The 16128-nt window shown below is 58.4% G+C and carries 14 protein-coding genes; 11 read left to right on the top strand and 3 right to left on the bottom strand.

What is annotated here, in order from left to right; genetic code table 11:
* Window positions 1-36: 36 nt before the first annotated feature.
* The 3 genes from R6V78_RS08870 to R6V78_RS08860 form a co-directional block, all read right to left on the bottom strand.
* Window positions 37-219: a hypothetical protein gene (locus R6V78_RS08870; protein ID WP_410288988.1), complete on the bottom strand. Its 183-nt coding sequence runs from the start codon at window positions 217-219 to the stop codon at window positions 37-39.
* A 137-nt stretch (window positions 220-356) separates the two neighbouring features.
* Window positions 357-848 carry a SixA phosphatase family protein gene (locus tag R6V78_RS08865; RefSeq protein ID WP_410288987.1) on the bottom strand — a complete coding sequence of 164 codons (492 nt, stop codon included), beginning with the start codon at window positions 846-848 and terminating at the stop codon, window positions 357-359.
* Window positions 849-877: 29 nt separating this feature from the next.
* Window positions 878-3061, bottom strand: coding sequence for an RNA degradosome polyphosphate kinase (locus R6V78_RS08860; RefSeq protein ID WP_410288986.1), 2184 nt, complete (start codon window positions 3059-3061; stop codon window positions 878-880).
* A gap of 155 nt (window positions 3062-3216) precedes the next feature.
* On the opposite strand from R6V78_RS08860, the gene R6V78_RS08855 reads away from it, so the two are divergent.
* From R6V78_RS08855 to R6V78_RS08805, 11 genes are all read left to right on the top strand, one after another.
* The gene (locus R6V78_RS08855) at window positions 3217-3915 is read left to right on the top strand and encodes a hypothetical protein (protein WP_410288985.1); all 699 of its coding nucleotides are present in this window, start codon (window positions 3217-3219) and stop codon (window positions 3913-3915) included.
* A gap of 250 nt (window positions 3916-4165) precedes the next feature.
* Window positions 4166-5200 (top strand): putative 2-aminoethylphosphonate ABC transporter substrate-binding protein, encoded by a 1035-nt coding sequence (locus R6V78_RS08850; protein ID WP_410288984.1) that lies wholly within the window; start codon window positions 4166-4168, stop codon window positions 5198-5200.
* A gap of 99 nt (window positions 5201-5299) precedes the next feature.
* Window positions 5300-6412 carry a putative 2-aminoethylphosphonate ABC transporter ATP-binding protein gene (locus R6V78_RS08845; protein WP_410288983.1) on the top strand — a complete coding sequence of 371 codons (1113 nt, stop codon included), beginning with the start codon at window positions 5300-5302 and terminating at the stop codon, window positions 6410-6412.
* 49 nt (window positions 6413-6461) lie between these two features.
* Window positions 6462-8231 carry a putative 2-aminoethylphosphonate ABC transporter permease subunit gene (locus R6V78_RS08840; protein WP_410288982.1) on the top strand — a complete coding sequence of 590 codons (1770 nt, stop codon included), beginning with the start codon at window positions 6462-6464 and terminating at the stop codon, window positions 8229-8231.
* Between the two features lie 44 nt (window positions 8232-8275).
* On the top strand, window positions 8276-9154 hold the full coding sequence (phnX, locus tag R6V78_RS08835; RefSeq protein ID WP_410288981.1) for a phosphonoacetaldehyde hydrolase: 879 nt from the start codon (window positions 8276-8278) through the stop codon (window positions 9152-9154).
* 50 nt (window positions 9155-9204) lie between these two features.
* Window positions 9205-10575 carry an aspartate aminotransferase family protein gene (locus R6V78_RS08830; protein WP_410288980.1) on the top strand — a complete coding sequence of 457 codons (1371 nt, stop codon included), beginning with the start codon at window positions 9205-9207 and terminating at the stop codon, window positions 10573-10575.
* 17 nt (window positions 10576-10592) lie between these two features.
* A complete protein-coding gene (phnW, locus tag R6V78_RS08825) occupies window positions 10593-11717 on the top strand; it encodes a 2-aminoethylphosphonate--pyruvate transaminase (protein WP_410288979.1) in 1125 nt (374 codons plus the stop codon).
* 369 nt (window positions 11718-12086) lie between these two features.
* The gene (locus tag R6V78_RS08820; protein WP_410288978.1) at window positions 12087-13637 is read left to right on the top strand and encodes an alkaline phosphatase; all 1551 of its coding nucleotides are present in this window, start codon (window positions 12087-12089) and stop codon (window positions 13635-13637) included.
* A gap of 105 nt (window positions 13638-13742) precedes the next feature.
* On the top strand, window positions 13743-14903 hold the full coding sequence (locus tag R6V78_RS08815) for a YibE/F family protein (protein WP_410288977.1): 1161 nt from the start codon (window positions 13743-13745) through the stop codon (window positions 14901-14903).
* A 260-nt stretch (window positions 14904-15163) separates the two neighbouring features.
* Complete coding sequence (locus R6V78_RS08810; protein WP_410288976.1) at window positions 15164-15388, top strand: hypothetical protein; 225 nt, start codon at window positions 15164-15166, stop codon at window positions 15386-15388.
* 157 nt (window positions 15389-15545) lie between these two features.
* Complete coding sequence (locus R6V78_RS08805; RefSeq protein ID WP_410288975.1) at window positions 15546-15983, top strand: hypothetical protein; 438 nt, start codon at window positions 15546-15548, stop codon at window positions 15981-15983.
* Window positions 15984-16128: the final 145 nt, after the last annotated feature.

The raw sequence follows: 16128 nt of genomic DNA, 5'->3' as shown, positions 1-16128 counted from the left end.
AAGGCAATCAATTGATAATGAAAATCCGCATCGATGTCAACTGCCCGGTTGGACGAGTTTTTCCGGCTTGCACAAGGTACCTTTCAGCCTGGAGGAGCGCAGGCACTTTCCGCAGACGAATTTTGACGTGGCCAGCAGGTCATAGAGTTCATCCCAATTTTTTTTGGCGTCATCCTTGTCCCATTTGCACAGTGACTTTTTTTTCAGTTTTTTTTCCATGTCCCTCTCCCTATCGATCAATCTGAACGCCCATTGTCGCAACCCTGAAAATAGACCTCTTGGACAACCATTGAGCAACACTAACCATTGATGGCAACCGAATCAAGCAATCCAAACCGCATTACCATCCGTCGACGCTAGTTGTTCTTAGGAAAATCCAACCAACTGAGCCCGAGACAGGCCGGTTCGATTTCACGCCACAACGGGCTTTCGAACCTGAGTTCAACGATTCCGGCGGTGGGGATGGAGGCAATCGGAGGAGAGCAATAGCGGTTGGCCAATTCGGTGAGACCCGGGTTGTGACCCACCAGCATGACCTGTTTCCAATGGTCCGGAAAGGCCTTGACGATATCCAGAATCCGATCGGGAGAGGCATGGTATAACGCCGGCATCTCTCGGATATCCCCGCTGGACAGCCCCAGCACGCCGGCCACCGCCGCAGCCGTGTCCACGGCTCGCCGGGCATCGCTGCTGACGATGACATCCAGTTGCACGCCTTTTGCTTTCAGCCGCTGGCCCATGGTTGGAGCGGTTTTTTTGCCGCGTTTGTTCAAGGGGCGCCGATGATCGTCGAGCCGGGGATCTTTCCAGCTGGATTTGGCATGTCGCATGATGAACAGGGTTTTCATGTCCTCACCGGTAAATGAATCCGACGGCGTCAGCCCCCTTTTTTGAGCTTGCGCTTTTTTTTCTTTTTGGCACCCGCTTCGGTGACGAGCGCGGACCCTCGCCCGGACAGACTGGGATTGGTCATAAAAAACTGATGGGCGCTGAACGGTTCGGGTTCCGTTGCGCAGCGCCGGTACGTTCCGTCCGACTGCAGGTCCCAACTTTGTTGATTGTCCCGGAAATTGGCGACCATGATCTGGTCCAGCACCTGCCGGTGAACGGTCGGGTTCTCGATTGGAACCAGCGATTCGATGCGCCGGTCGATATTGCGGGGCATCCAGTCGGCGGAAGAAATGAATACCTTGGCCTTTGCGGAAGGCAACGCGCAGCCGTTGCCGAAACAGGCGATGCGGGAGTGTTCGAGAAACCGGCCCACGATGGATTTCACCGCGATATTCTCGCTCAGCCCCGGTACACCGGGTCTTAGACTGCAGATTCCCCGGGCCACGATCTTGATTTTGACCCCGGCCTGGGAGGCTGAATAGAGGGTGTCGATCACTTCGGCATCGACCAGGGAGTTGACCTTCACCCAGATCCCGGCCGGCCGACCGGCCTTGGCGTGTTCGATCTCCTTTTCGATGAGGCCCAGGATAAACAAGCGCATGGAAAGCGGCGAAATGACAACCTTCTTCAGGTGCATCGGTTTGGCGTAGCCGGTCATGAAGTTGAAAATCTGGAGGACATCGTCGCAGATATCCGGATCGCAGGTAAAAAAGGAGAGGTCGGTATAGATCTTGGCCGTCACCGGGTGGTAGTTGCCGGTTCCCAGATGGGCATATGACCGCAGTATCCCACCCTCTCTGCAAACCACCAGGGACAGTTTGGCGTGGGTTTTGTATTCCATGAACCCGAAGACCACCTGAGCACCGCTGCGCTCCAGTTTTCGGGCGATGCCGATATTGGCCGCCTCGTCGAAACGGGCCTTGAGTTCAACCATGGCGGTAACGCTTTTACCCGCTTCCGCAGCCTCCACCAGCGCCTGAACAATGGGCGAATCTTCACTGGTCCGGTAAAGGGTCTGGCGGATGGCCACCACATTCTTGTCCTGGGCCGCCTGCCGGAGGAATTGAACCACCACGTCAAAGCTCTCGTAAGGGTGATGAACGAGGATATCCTTGGCCTTTATTGCCGCGAAACAATCCCCGGCGTAGTCCCTGATCCGTTCCGGGAACCTGGCGCGATAAGCGGGAAAAAGCAGATCCGGCCGGTCGTCGATGACCAGTTCACCGATATCGGCCAGACCGATCATGCCATGGAAGCAGAATACGTCACGTTTGGAAACATCCAGCTGGGCTTGAATGAAATAGAGCAGGTCATCCGAGATTTCGTCATCTACGGTCAGGCGGACGACGCTGCCGCGGCGCCGGCGCTTCAAGGCGCTTTCAAAGGTGCGCACCAAGTCCTCGGCCTCTTCGTCGATCTCCATCTCGCTGTCCCGGATCACCCTGAAGGTTCCGCTGGAAAGCAGCCGGAAGGCAGGAAACAGCAGATCGAGAAACATCAGGACCACTTTTTCCAAGGCGATGAAGCGTATGGCTTTGCCCCGCAGCCGGACAAACCGGCTGAGCTGGGTCGGCAAGATGACCAGCGCGACCATGTTTTCGGTGTCGTCGTCCCCTTCTAGTTCGAGAACCAGCCCGAATCCCAAATTCGGGACAAACGGGAATGGATGGGCCGGGTCAACGGCAATGGGGCTGAGGATAGGAAACATGTTCTGGCGGAACATGGTCGCCAGCCAGGACCGGTCTGCCGAAGAGAGCGTATCCGGGTCGACCACTTGAATGCCCTCTTTGTTCATCTCTTCGAGCAGAATCTCCAGGCAGCGATGCTGATCGGCCGCCAGCTCGTTAACCTTGGCCGATATGGCCCGCAACTGCTGCGCCGGCGTCATGCGGTCGGGGTTGACCCCCCTGACCCGTGAGGCCACCTGGCCCTTTAAACCGGCAACCCGAACCATGTAAAACTCATCCAGGTTGCTTGCGGAAATGGACAGAAATCGAAGCCGCTCGAGAAGCGGATGCACCGGATTCATTGCTTCTTCGACCACCCGCCGGTTGAATTCAAGCCAGGACAACTCCCGGTTGATAAACCGGCCCGGCTTGCCTGCATCCACATCGCTGCCGATGTCGAGGCCCTTCCACTGATCCGTCGGCGCCGCTGATTTCTTACCCATGGCGTTCTTCTTCAAACCTTTGAATGTCGTTAATTTACCATTTTTGATGGTATTGTTCAAATGTTAGAATATCGTTAGGATCGGAAAAATGACGACGATCCGTTTCAACAGACTTCAAAATGCGGGACAGTTATGGTACTCGCATGTCCATGAAAATGAACAGGACACACAGAACGTGGTCCCATGGGGGATGGATGGTGTGCCTGGTGGGGGCGCTTTTCTGTGCGGCCGCCGCGACCTCGGTGGCTGCACCCGAAATGCCTGAAGAGATCCACTTCTACCGGGAAGTCACCGGTGAGTCCGTCAAAGAAGTGTCCTGGCGACTGCGCAAAGGTGCATTGCTCGTCCTGACCTATTCTTCCCCGGTCGAACGGCATGTCACCACCACCGGTCCCGACTATGATACCCGCCACTGGCAGGTCGTTGCCGAAAACGGGCAAACCGATCTTTCGGCTGAACGCATGAACCACACTATTGTGGTCCACGGCAGGTTTGAGGGCTCACCGGTGGACAAACGCCTCGAGATCGACGATAGCCCGTGGTACCAGGCCACATCGCTCTCTTTACGCGAAATGGTCTCCTCTGACGATACCGAACGGGTCTTCTGGACCATTCGGAGCGACACGCTGACTGCGCACAAGATCAGGGCCATCAAAAAGGGGGTGGAAACCATCGATCTGGACGGAAACCGGAAAGAACTGCTGCGGATCCGGCTCACGCTTTTGGGCATGCTGGCACCCTTTTGGAAAAGCGATTACTGGTTTGCCGCCCCAGAAGGAATTTTCTACCGCTTCAAGGGTCCCAGTGGCCCGCCTGGGTCACCCATGACCGTGGTGACCCGCACCGCCGGGTGATATGGGGTGCGATGCGTTCAGGTATGAATCCGTTTCAGCCAATTCCAATCGAAGCCGAATCGCCTTAATGAAAATCTAACCGTTGCCTAACCAAACACCAATGCTTCCGGCGTAAACCATCAACCACTGCTCCTCCGCAGACAAGCACCACCTTGATTACCAAACGCATGGTCATTGAACCGAAATCGCTCTCCCGCTGTTCGGCGGGAGAGCCTGTTTCAACCGCAACGACGATTAAGGAGACCCCGTGATGAAAAAACCAAGCTTCAAACTGAGAATCGCTCTGGGAGCATTGCTGGTATTTCTTTCCCTTGTCTACATCGGGGCCGCCGCCGCCGAGGAACTGCTGGTTTACACGGCCCTGGAGGACGATGAAATTCCCGGCTATCTGGCGATCTTCAAAAAAGCCCACCCGGCCATCACGGTCAAGATCGTACGTGACTCGACCGGCATCATCACCGCCAAACTGCTGGCCGAGAAAGACAATCCCCAGGCGGATGTGGTCTGGGGCACTGCCGCCACGAGCCTGATGCTTTGTGACCAGGCCGGTATGGTTGAACCCTACGCCCCCAAGGGGTTGGAAAAGGTGCGATCCAAAATGCGCGACGCCCAAAATCCTCCCCACTGGGTCGGCATCAAGGCCTGGATGACCGGTTTTTGCGTCAACACGATCGAATGTGCCAACCTGAAGCTGCCCACACCCGCATCGTTCGACGATCTCCTCGACCCCCTGTACCGCGGTCAGTTGGCCATGTCCAATCCGGCCTCCTCCGGAACCGGTTTTCTGACGGTTTCGGCTATCCTGCAGACCATGGGTGAAGAAAAGGGATGGGCCTACCTCGACAAACTGCATGACAATATCGCCCGCTACACCCACTCCGGTTCAAAACCCTGCAAGCTGGCCGGGGCCGGGGAAGTGGCCATCGGCATATCGTTTGCCTATCGCGGATTCATGCAGAAGCAAAAAGGTGAGCCGGTGCTGACCGTATTTCCGACGGAGGGCTCCGGCTGGGATGTGGAGGCCAACTGCCTGATCAAAAAAGCCACCCTCAAACCGGCCGCCAAAACCTTTCTGGACTGGGCCATCAGCGAGGAGATCATGAAATCCTATGCCCAGGTCTATCCGGTGACGGCCTATGCCACCGGCGTGCCCATTCCCGAAGGCTTTCCCGCGGAACCGGAGAGGCAGCTGATCGAGAACGATTTTGACTGGGCCGCCAAAAACCGTGCGCGTATCCTTGCGGAATGGACCAGGCGTTATGACGGCAAGAGCGAGGCCAAGTAAAACCGTTGTCTCTACCCGCACCCGACTGTTTGACCCAACTATTTCCCCTCACCGTAGCCGGATTCCGGTACGGGCGGAGGGAAATACCGGAAAGACGCGATGAGCACCCCCGACATCTACCTTGACGTGCAATCGGTATCCAAGGACTTCGGCCGCTTTACGGCGCTGAAGGAGGTCTCTTTCCAGGCCCGGCGCGGCGAGTTCATCTGTGTTCTCGGGCCCAGCGGGTGCGGAAAGACCACCCTGCTGCGTGCGGTGGCCGGCCTGGAGAAGCAGACCCGGGGACACGTGATCATCGAAGGCCGGGATGTCTCTTCGCTTCCGGTGTCCAGGCGCAACGTCGGCATCGTCTTCCAATCCTATGCCCTGTTCCCGAACCTCACCGCCCGGCAGAACATCGCCTACGGGCTCAAGAGCCAGAGACAATCACGCCAGGCCATCCAGCAGCGGGTGGACGAACTCCTTGACCTGGTGGGGCTGCGTGGCATGGGCCGCAGGCATCCGGCCAAACTTTCCGGCGGGCAGCAGCAGCGGGTGGCCCTGGCACGGGCCATCGCCGTCTCCCCGCATCTTCTGCTGCTGGACGAGCCCCTGTCCGCATTGGACGCCAAGGTCCGGCTAATGCTGCGGGGCGAGATCCGGCAGTTGCAGCAGCGGCTGGGCATCACCACGGTCATGGTCACCCATGATCAGGAAGAGGCCCTCACCATGGCGGACCGCATCCTGGTCATCGATCAGGGACGCCTGGTCCAGGACGGTACGCCGCGTCAGGTTTACGATAAACCGGCAACCCCTTTTGTGGCCGGTTTCATCGGCGCCATGAATTTTATCGAGGATGCCCGAAAAATTGAGGCCGGTTTCTATGACATCGGTGAAACCCGCCTGAGCGTCCACAGCGAGAACGGAACCGGGCAACTGCCGTCTGGCAGCCGGGTGACCATCGCCATCCGGCCCGAGGATGTCATGATTCAGCATGACCCGTCGATGTCCAATCTGCTGCACACCCGTGTTGAAGCCATGGAATACCGCGGGTCGCTCTTTCGCATCGATCTCAAACGCCAAGTGTCTTTTGGTAACCCTGCCACCATCAGGGCGGATGTACCGTCGGAGACGGTTCGCCGTCTGGGCATTGCACCACAGTCGACGCTGTCCGTTCACCTGCCTGTCGATCGCCTGCGGGTGTATGGGGCCGAAAGGGATCTTCAGTCCTAAGGCTCAAGGGAGTCTGACAACCTTTTGTTAACCATTTAAACGCCCCCACATGATCAACGATCAAATAGCACCGACGATTACGGCCACTATCGACCCGCGCTCACAAAACTTCTGGGTCACCCTGGACAAGGAACTGTGGATCAAGCGGCTGCTGATCATCCTGGTGTGCATCTGGCTGCTGGCGGTCGTGGTGCTGCCCATGTTTCAGCTGTTTTCCAAAAGCATCACCGACGCCGATGGGCGTTTTGTTGGGCTGGTCCACTTTAGCACCTATTTCAGGACGCCGTCGCTGGCCAAGTCCCTTTACAACAGCCTGTTCGTAGCAATGTGCACCACCTGTATTTCCGTATCACTGGGTTTTTTATTCGCCTATGCCCTGACCCGCACCCCGCTTGCCGGAAAAGGATTTTTCAAGGCCATCTCCATGATGCCCTTGTTTGCACCGACCTTGCTCAACGGCATCGCCCTGGTCTACCTGTTCGGCCGCAAAGGATTGATCACCCTGGGATTTTTCGGCGCTCTGCCCGGCATCGACATCAATCTTTACGGTCCGGTGGGCATCATCATTGCGGAAGTGCTGTTCACTTTTCCCCAGGCGGTTCTCATGCTTGGCATTGCCTTGAGCATAACCGACGCCCGTCTTTACGAAGCGGCCGAATCCCTTAGGGCCGGACGGGTGCGGATATTTTTCACGGTGACCCTGCCGGGCATCCGTTACGGTCTGATCAGCACCGTGTTCGTCTGTTTTATCCTGGCCTTTACCGATTTCGGCGCACCCAAGGTCGTGGGCGGCAATTACAATATCCTGGCCACGGACATCTACAAGCAGGTGATCGGCCAGCAGAACTTTGCCATGGGCGCCGTGGTGAGCGTGGTCCTGATGATCCCCACGCTGATCGCCTTCATCATCGACCGCATCTTCCAGAGAAAACAGGTGGCCCTGATCGCCGCCCGATCGATTCCGCTGATACCCCGTCGGCAGCCGTTGCGTGACGGTCTGTTGATGGGCTATTGCGCGCTGGTCATCTTCCTGATAGTCGGTTTTTATCTCACGGCGGTCTACGCCTCCCTGGTCAAGGTCTGGCCCTACGATCTCGACCTGGGATTCTGGCACTACCAGTTCAGCGGCACCGGCGGGGGCGGGTATGCCGCCTTTTTCAACAGCATTCGCATGAGCCTCTATTCCGCCGTCTTCGGAACCGCCATCGCCTTTCTCTGCGCCTATCTTATCGAAAAGAGCCGCCAGATGAACAGCTTGCGCCAGACGGCCTATTTTCTATCCATTCTTCCGCTGGCCCTGCCAGGCCTGGTCATCGGCCTGGCCTACATCTTCTTCTTCAATTCCCCGGGCTGGAAGGTCGGTGGCATCTTCATACCCAACCCCTTGAATTTCATTTATGCATCCATGGCCATCCTGGTAATCAGCAACATCGTGCATTTCTTTGCGGTCAGTTTTCTGACCGCCACCACGGCGCTCAAACAGCTCGACCGGGAGTTTGAAACGGTTTCCGCCTCCATGGGCGTACCCTTCACCAAAACCTTTTCCCGGGTCACGGTTCCCGTGTGTATCCCCGCCATCCTCGAAATCGGCATGTATTTTTTTGTCAATTCCATGGCCACGGTGTCGGCAGTCATTTTTCTCTATTCGGCGGATATTCCGCTGGCCTCCGTGGCGGTTGCCAACATGGACGACGCCGGCGATGTGGCACCGGCCTGCGCCATGTCCGTTCTGATCCTGCTCACCAATCTGGCTGTCCGCACCGGGTACGGAGCTCTCACCCGACGGGTGAAAATCCGCCACCAGGCCTGGGCGATTTAAGCATTTTGATGACCTGGTCAAGAAAAACGTAAAGGAAAACCGCGATGCCCACCTTGGTTCCAAACACTCCCTATACCGGCCCCGTCCAGGCGGTGGTTCTCGATTGGGCCGGAACGGCCGTCGATTATGGCTGCATGGGACCGGCAGCCGTATTTATCGATGTGTTCGCAAAATTCGACATTACCGTCTCCATAACGGATGCCCGGCAGTTCATGGGCCTGGAGAAGATGCAGCACATCCGCAGCATGTGCAGGCTGCCGGATGTTGGCGCACAATGGGAAAAAAGGCACGGCAAGGCGCCCGATGAGAATGATGTGACAGCCCTTTACGCACAGGCCGAAACCCTGATGGTCCGCGCCATCACCCGGCACGCCGATCCCATTGCCGGTCTGTTGCCGTTTGTGGACGGCATGCGGCAACGCAACATCAAAATCGGCTCCTGCACCGGTTACACGGCGCCCATGATGGAGGCACTGGTCCCCGCAGCCGCCCAACGAGGCTACGCCCCGGATTGCGTGGTTTGTTCGTCGGATGTGCCGGCCGGCCGTCCTTTCCCCTGGATGTGTTATCAAAACGCCATCCGGCTGCAGGTCTATCCGTTCGAATCAATGATCAAAATCGGTGATACCATCAATGACATCCAGGAGGGGCGCAATGCCGGCATGTGGACCATCGGGTTGACCCAGTCGGGCAATGCCCTGGGTCTGCCTGAAGATTTGGTCGACGTCCTTGCTCCCGGAGATCTGAAGCAGCGACTGGCCGCCATCGCAACCCGCTTCCGGGAAGCCGGAGCCCACTACCAGGTCAAAGGTATCTGGGAGTGCCTGGAAGTGGTTGATGAAATCGACCGGCGACTGGCCAAGGGCGACCATCCCCTGCGGGTTTGGGGGTCATCCCTGCCGCGGCGATTCGGCAAGTGTTGACGGCACCGTCCGATAATCGACTTTTTACCATTTCATCAAATGTTAATCCGATGGAAAAACCGATCCACACCCTTATGGGCAACCTGAGTGAGGGAGACAGCAACCGCTCCATACATCGCCGGCAGTGGGACGACCGCCATGTGGACGGTGTGACGCGAGCATGGCTGGACGTTGATTCCCGCTGCTTTCTGCACCAGAGCCTCTCCACGCCCTGCCTGAATGTCCTGACCGAAAGCCGGGGCGCCACCCTTACGGATCTCCAGGGACGGTCCCTGCTGGACTTTCACGGCAACAGCGCCCACCAGGTCGGCTACGGCCATCCCCGGGTGATGGCGGCGGTGACGGACCAACTCAAGCGCATGCCCTTCTGCCCGCGCAGATACACCAACGCTCCGGCCATCGAGCTGGCTGAAACACTGGCCGCCATCACGCCGGATCCATTGGGCAAGGTGCTGTTGGCCCCCGGCGGCACCAGTGCGGTGGGCATGGCCCTGAAACTGGCGCGCATGGCCACGGGCAGGTTCAAGACGATCTCCATGTGGGATGCCTTTCACGGCGCGTCCCTGGACGCCATCTCCGTCGGCGGGGAATCGCTCTTCAGGACAGGCATCGGTCCATTGCTGCCGGGCTGTGAGCATGTCCCGCCGGCCGATCCCTACCGTTGCCTGTGGGATCCCGGCGGGAACTGTGACACGTGTGGCCTGAAGTGCGCCCGCTACATCGAATACGTGCTGGAAAAGGAGGCTGACATTGGCGCCGTTATCGCCGAACCCATGCGCTGCACAGCGGTAAACCCGCCACCGGCAGGCTACTGGAAGCGCATCCGGGAGGCCTGCGACCGGCACGGCGCCCTGCTGATCTTCGACGAAACCGCTGTCTGCCTGGGGCGCACCGGCCGGCTGTGGGCCTTCGAGCACGAGGCGGTGGTGCCGGACATTCTCATCCTGGGCAAAGGACTGGGAGGCGGTGTCTTTCCCCTGGCGGCCATCGTCGCCCGCACGGACCTGGATATCGCCCTGGACAAGGCCCTGGGGCACTATACCCACGAGAAAAACCCGGTGGCCTGCGCGGCGGCACGGGCCACCATCGAGGTGATCCATTCCGAGGGCCTGGTCGAGCGCTCGGCCACCTTGGGATCCCGGGCGCTGGCAAGGTTGTTGTCCCTGAAAGAGGGTATTGACCTCATCGGCGATGTCCGCGGACGGGGGCTGCTCTTCGGGATGGACCTCGTGCTGGATCGCCATGCAAAAACACCGGCGGTTGATCAGGCCGACCAGATCATGTATGCGTGCCTTGAAATGGGGCTCAGCTTCAAGGTGTCCCACGGCAGCTTCCTGACCCTGACGCCACCGTTGACCATCTCAGACGACCAACTGGACCACGCCCTTTCCATCCTTGAAAAGGCTTTTCAAAAACGTTAAGCCACGCCTGGAAAACCATGAATCCTGAACAAATGCCCGACAATCCCTATCTGTTGCTCACCCCCGGCCCCTTGAGTACGACCAAAACGGTGAAAGCCGCCATGCTTCGCGACTGGTGCACCTGGGATGCCGATTACAACACCATCGTCCAGCAGATCCGGCAGCACCTGGTCAGAATGGCCACCGATCAGGAGGGCTACACCGCCGTGCTGATGCAGGGCAGCGGCACCTTTTGCATGGAAGCCACCATCACCACCGCGGTTCCCCATGAAGGCAAATTGCTGGTGCTGGCCAACGGCGCCTACGGCCGGCGAATCGCCGAAATTGCCAGGCGCTGCGGCATCGCCCATGCGGTCCATGACAGCGGCGAACTGGCGCCGCCCGATCCGGATCGCCTGAAGGCAGCTTTGAAGGCGGATCGAGCCATCACCCACGTGGCCGTCGTGCACTGCGAAACCACCACCGGCATGCTCAATCCGGTGGAAGCCATCGGCCGTATCGTCAAGGCCCATGGCAGGCAATTCATCGTCGACGCCATGAGCAGTTTCGGTGGCATTCCCATGGATGTGGCAATGATGGGCGCGGACTATCTGGTCAGCAGCGCCAACAAATGCATCCAGGGGGTGCCGGGTTGCGGATTTGTCATCGCCAGGGAGGTCGTGCTTGAAAGAACGCATGAGCGGGCCCGCTCCTTAAGCCTGGATCTGTATGACCAGTGGCGGACCATGCAGGCGCAGCCCGGCAAATGGCGCTTCACTTCGCCCACCCACGTGGTACGGGCCCTTTTCCAGGCGCTTATGGAACTGACCGCCGAAGGGGGAGTCAACGCCCGCTATGCAAGATACGGCGAGAACCATCGCATCCTGGTGGCGGGCATGCAACGCCTAGACTTTGAGCCGCTGCTGGCAACCGACCTGCAGTCACCCATCATCACCGCCTTTTTAAGTCCTACGCATCCTGCATGGCGGTTCCAGCGATTTTACGATCAATTGAAGGCCCGAGGCTTTGTCATTTATCCGGGTAAAATCACCGACCGCGATACGTTTCGGATCGGCAATATCGGCGACATCCACGCCCTGGACATGCACCACCTGATCGATGCAGTGGCCAAGGCAGTTGCCGATGAATCCGGTTATGAATAACACGCTTTGCGGCTTCTTCTGCGACAGATCGAAACCAATTCATCCATGATCTTGACCACCAGCGGGTTCACCGCCTCCGCCGGTTCCAGCCCGGCACTGTCGACGTCGAAGTAATCGCCATAAAGCGCTCTCAGGTAGCATTCATCCAGCCTGTACCTGTTTCCCCATGGGTTGATAGCCTGGCTAACCAAAGTTTAAAACAACCCTCACGCCACCCTAACGTTACCCCCCTATCCATGGGGCCAGGTCGGAAACAACCCGGCTGGAAACGCGAAGGGGGGTGATGCCGGAATTTGCGGAAAGGATTTTGAAGCTGAAAAGAAACCTGGCGTTCACGATTGCAACTGTTTTAATTAAAAGGAGGTTGTTATGAAGGGTACCAAGTATATGGCTTCCATGGTTCTGGCCGCGATGCTGCTGTTGATTGCCACAACGGCCATGGCCATGCAGCCGAAGTATGTGTTTTTCTTCCTGGGTGACGGCATGTCGGCCACGCAGATTCAGGCCACCGAAGCCTACCTGACGACTTACAACGGCGGATCCGCAACAGAGGCCGCGGACCTGCTCAGCCCCGAGAACCGGTTGAACATGAGCAAAATGCCCGTGGTGGGCATGCAGACGACCTACGACGCCCACGCCCTGATGACCGATTCGGCCTCCTCGGCCACGGCCTTTGCCTGCGGCCTCAAAACCCGGAGCGGCGTCATCGGCATGGACGACACCAAAACCTTCAGCTACAAGAGCATCGCCCAGCTGGCCCATGAAAACGGCAAAAAGGTCGGCATCCTTTCGAGTGTTTCCCTGGATCACGCCACCCCGGCGGCTTACTACGCCAGCGTGACGAGCCGGGACTTTATGAACAATATCGCCACCCAGCTTGCCAATACCGGCTATGCGTTTTTCGGCGGAGGCGGCTTGGCCTCGCCCACCGGGCCAAAAAAAGATGGAGATACGGGTGAGAATGTATGGAATCTGCTCGCCGACAACGGTTACGAAGTGCGCGATAGCCGCGAATCGATTCTGGCCTTAAAGGACGACCCCCGGGACAAGGTGGTGTGCATCAACCCGGTGCTGCCGGGCAGCGCCGCCATGCCCTATGCCATCGACAAGCCGGAGGAAAACCTCTCCCTGGCGGAGATGACCGAGGTGGCCATCGCCAACCTTTATGAGGACGGCCGGCGGGGCAAACGGTTCGACAAAGGCCGCAAATGGGGCCATCGTCGCGATGAGGGCTTTTTCATCATGGTCGAAGGCGGAAAGATTGACTGGGCCTGTCACGCCAACGACGCCGTGGCCACCATCGGCGACATGCTCGACTTCGACAACGCCGTGGGCGTCGCCTTGGATTTTTACAAAAAACATCCCCATGAGACCCTGGTCGTGGTCACCGGCGATCACGAAACCGGCGGTATGACCATCGGTCACGCGACGACGGGTTATGTGGCTTATTACGATCGACTGATGGCCCAGACCAACAGCTACGAGCATTTTGGAATGAACGAGTGGGCGGACCACAAAGCCGCTTTTAAAGATAGCTGCCCTAACGCTGACATCAACACGGACATGATCGATCTGATGGCGCACGCCTTCGGCCTGGACTACGCCAGCCTCAACGACTACCAGAAGGAAAAGCTGGAAGACGCCTACGACAAGTCACTGTGCGGCAGCAACGACAACGCCGCCGCCGAAAACCAACTGCTCTACGGCGGTTACGACCCCATCATCGTGACCATCACCCACATCCTCAACGAAAACGCCAGCATCGGCTGGACTTCCTACTCCCACACCGGCGTGCCGGTGCCGCTCTTCGCCCAGGGGCGTGAAGCCATCCGCTTTGCGGGTTTCTACGACAACACCGACATTGCGAAGAAACTGGCCAAGGCCATGGACATCCGTGAGCAACTTCCGGTAGAGAAATAGGCCGTGTCCCGTAACGGGCATTTTTTTAACTGACAAAACGGCGCCGTTATTTAATCGTGGCGCCGTTTTATTTATCCATATCCCTATTTGATGATAGGAGACAGCATGACCTCTTTGCGGCGCGAATGGCTTTTTTCGATCGTCATCTCGCTCATCTGCATCGCTCTGGCGTTTGTCGATGTCGCGCATATCCCCGAAGCACCAACCGGCCTTCACGCCAGGGCCGTGGTCAGCGCGGTGGACAACACCCATGTCCGGCAGAACCTGATCGTCAAGACCGATGCCCAGTTTCTTACCGTGCGGCTGCTCAACGGCCCTCACCAAGGCCGGGAAATGTCAATCACCAACATGCTGACCGGCAAGATGGAGTTCGACGAATTCTATGACGTCGGAGAGATGGTGCTGGTGGAATACGATGCCGCTGACGGACATCCGAAGCACGGCATGGCCCGCGGCCACTACCGGCTGCGGATGCAGCTGGTGCTGATCGGCCTCTTCGGCCTGCTGTTGCTGGTTGTGGCCGGGGTCACGGGCTTGAAGGCCATGCTCTCCTTCATCTTTGCGGCCATGGTGCTGTGGAAGCTGTTTTTCCCTCTGATTCTTACCGGCTTTCCGCCGCTATCCACCGGGCTGGGGGTGGTGGCCCTGCTGACGGCGGTGATCACTTTCTCCGTCGGCGGGCTCAACCGGCGCGGCATCGCCACCTTCGCCGGTTCGATGTTGGGCGTGCTGCTCACCTGCGGGCTGGCCGTCGGGTTCGCCAAGGGTTTTGCCCTCCACGGCGCCGTGCGCCCCTTCGCCGAAACCCTGCTCTACTCGGGCTACTACTCTCTGCGTTTGACCGACATCTTTATCGCCAGCGTGTTCATCGCCTCATCCGGCGCCGTCATGGACCTGGCCATGGACATCGCCGCGTGCATGGATGAAATCAAACACAACCATACGGGAATCGGGCTGTTCGAACACATCGGCGCGGGCCTGCGCGTGGGACGGGCAGTCATCGGTACCATGACGACAACGCTGCTGCTGGCCTACTCCAGCAGCCACATCACCATGTTTCTGCTCTTTATGGCCAAAGGACTGCCGGCAGCCAATATCCTCAACGCACCGTTTGTCGCCGCCGAGGTGCTCAACATCCTGGTGGGCAGTTTCGGACTGGTTACCGTGGCACCCTTCACCGCCCTGGTGGCCGGCCTGCTCTATCGCACAGGTGCCGAAAAGAAGGCCGCTACGGCGGTGCCTGAATCCCGGACGGCCGCTGGTTGATCCATCGGCCGAAACGAGGCCCTGTCCATACAGACCCCCTGATCGCACCGTCGGCTTGAAACCGCGCCGAAAACCTGAAAATTTCACCCCAACCTGTTCCCTAACGCCATTTCTGCATTAAAGTGGTGTATAGCACGCTGAATTTTGATCCTGCCCCACTGTTGGACCCCGATGCTTCTCTCAAGCGGCTGCTGCAGGGCTGTAATCCGTTGTGCGATCACTCCGTGCGGTGGAGCAGACAGACACCCGGGAGGTCAACCATGAACGACGAAAAACAGCAAATCTACGATCTCTTGTCCGAGATCGTCGGTGAAGGGGGCTGTGCAGGAGCCTGTTCCGAATCCGACCTTTACCAGGAACACGGGGAGTGGAAACTGTTCCTGTGCGGCTTCATGGAACCCTGGCCGCTGGGAAAAACCCTGACGGAGGTGGAAACCAGCCTGCGGGAATATGCCGGGCAGGGATTCGGGCCCGGGTCTTGCTGAAACAACCTGTGAAAGGAGCACTGCCATGGAGACAAAAAGTCGTGTGCAATGGGTGCAAAGCTACGCAACCGGCCTGGAGAGGTGCAAGGACCAGGACAAGCCGATGCTGTTGGATTTTTTTAAGGATGGGTGAGGCGGCTGCGCCAAGCTGGGTGCCGTGACGTACCCGGATGCAACCGTCAGCGAACTGATCAATGCCCGCTTCGTGCCGGTGCAAGTGGATTTGACCAAGGAAGCCAAACTGGCCGGCCAGTATCAGGTGATCTGGACGCCCAACATCAACGTCGTGGATACCCGCGAACGGGTGGCCTATCATGCCGAAGGCTGGTTCTCACCGGCCGAATACGCCGCCATGCTCTATATCGGGCTGGGTCATCACGCCCTGAAACACAAAAAATATGATAAGGCCACAGCCGATTTCAAAACCGTCTATGACCGCTATCCGCAAAGCGAATTCGCACCGGAAGCCCTCTACTATCTCGCCGTGGGCAGGTACATGGCTTCCCATGATGCAGAGCAGCTCCTGCAGGGGTGGAGCGATCTGCGAAGGCGCTACCCAAGCAGCGCCTGGGCCATGCGCACCCGGGTCGGCTGACCGTCGATGGGCAAAACCGGCGCGTCATCAGGGGCATATTGCCCACCTGCGCGCCGGCGGTATGGTTCGCCAGGAGCGTTGCGCTTCACGGAGCGGTTCGTCCCTTTGCCGAAACCCTTTCTGCAGACTGCACCGCAAACCAGCA

The organism is Desulfosarcina sp., assembly GCF_046496365.1.
Taxonomy (GTDB): Bacteria; Desulfobacterota; Desulfobacteria; order Desulfobacterales; family Desulfosarcinaceae; genus Desulfosarcina.
Note: the sequence above shows the minus strand (reverse complement) of the source record. Positions and strands in the feature narration are given on the sequence as shown.

Excerpts from the sequence above, each read along its gene's own strand:
- R6V78_RS08815 (WP_410288977.1), top strand. The coding sequence starts at position 13,743 with ATGACCTCTTTGCGGCGCGAATGGCTTTTTTCGATCGTCATCTCGCTC.
- R6V78_RS08870 (WP_410288988.1), bottom strand. The coding sequence starts at position 219 with ATGGAAAAAAAACTGAAAAAAAAGTCACTGTGCAAATGGGACAAGGAT.
- R6V78_RS08820 (WP_410288978.1), top strand. The coding sequence starts at position 12,087 with ATGAAGGGTACCAAGTATATGGCTTCCATGGTTCTGGCCGCGATGCTG.
- R6V78_RS08840 (WP_410288982.1), top strand. The coding sequence starts at position 6,462 with ATGATCAACGATCAAATAGCACCGACGATTACGGCCACTATCGACCCG.
- R6V78_RS08810 (WP_410288976.1), top strand. The coding sequence starts at position 15,164 with ATGAACGACGAAAAACAGCAAATCTACGATCTCTTGTCCGAGATCGTC.
- R6V78_RS08865 (WP_410288987.1), bottom strand. The coding sequence starts at position 848 with ATGAAAACCCTGTTCATCATGCGACATGCCAAATCCAGCTGGAAAGAT.
- R6V78_RS08860 (WP_410288986.1), bottom strand. The coding sequence starts at position 3,061 with ATGGGTAAGAAATCAGCGGCGCCGACGGATCAGTGGAAGGGCCTCGAC.
- phnW (WP_410288979.1), top strand. The coding sequence starts at position 10,593 with ATGAATCCTGAACAAATGCCCGACAATCCCTATCTGTTGCTCACCCCC.
- R6V78_RS08830 (WP_410288980.1), top strand. The coding sequence starts at position 9,205 with ATGGAAAAACCGATCCACACCCTTATGGGCAACCTGAGTGAGGGAGAC.
- R6V78_RS08850 (WP_410288984.1), top strand. The coding sequence starts at position 4,166 with ATGAAAAAACCAAGCTTCAAACTGAGAATCGCTCTGGGAGCATTGCTG.
- phnX (WP_410288981.1), top strand. The coding sequence starts at position 8,276 with ATGCCCACCTTGGTTCCAAACACTCCCTATACCGGCCCCGTCCAGGCG.
- R6V78_RS08845 (WP_410288983.1), top strand. The coding sequence starts at position 5,300 with ATGAGCACCCCCGACATCTACCTTGACGTGCAATCGGTATCCAAGGAC.
- R6V78_RS08855 (WP_410288985.1), top strand. The coding sequence starts at position 3,217 with ATGAACAGGACACACAGAACGTGGTCCCATGGGGGATGGATGGTGTGC.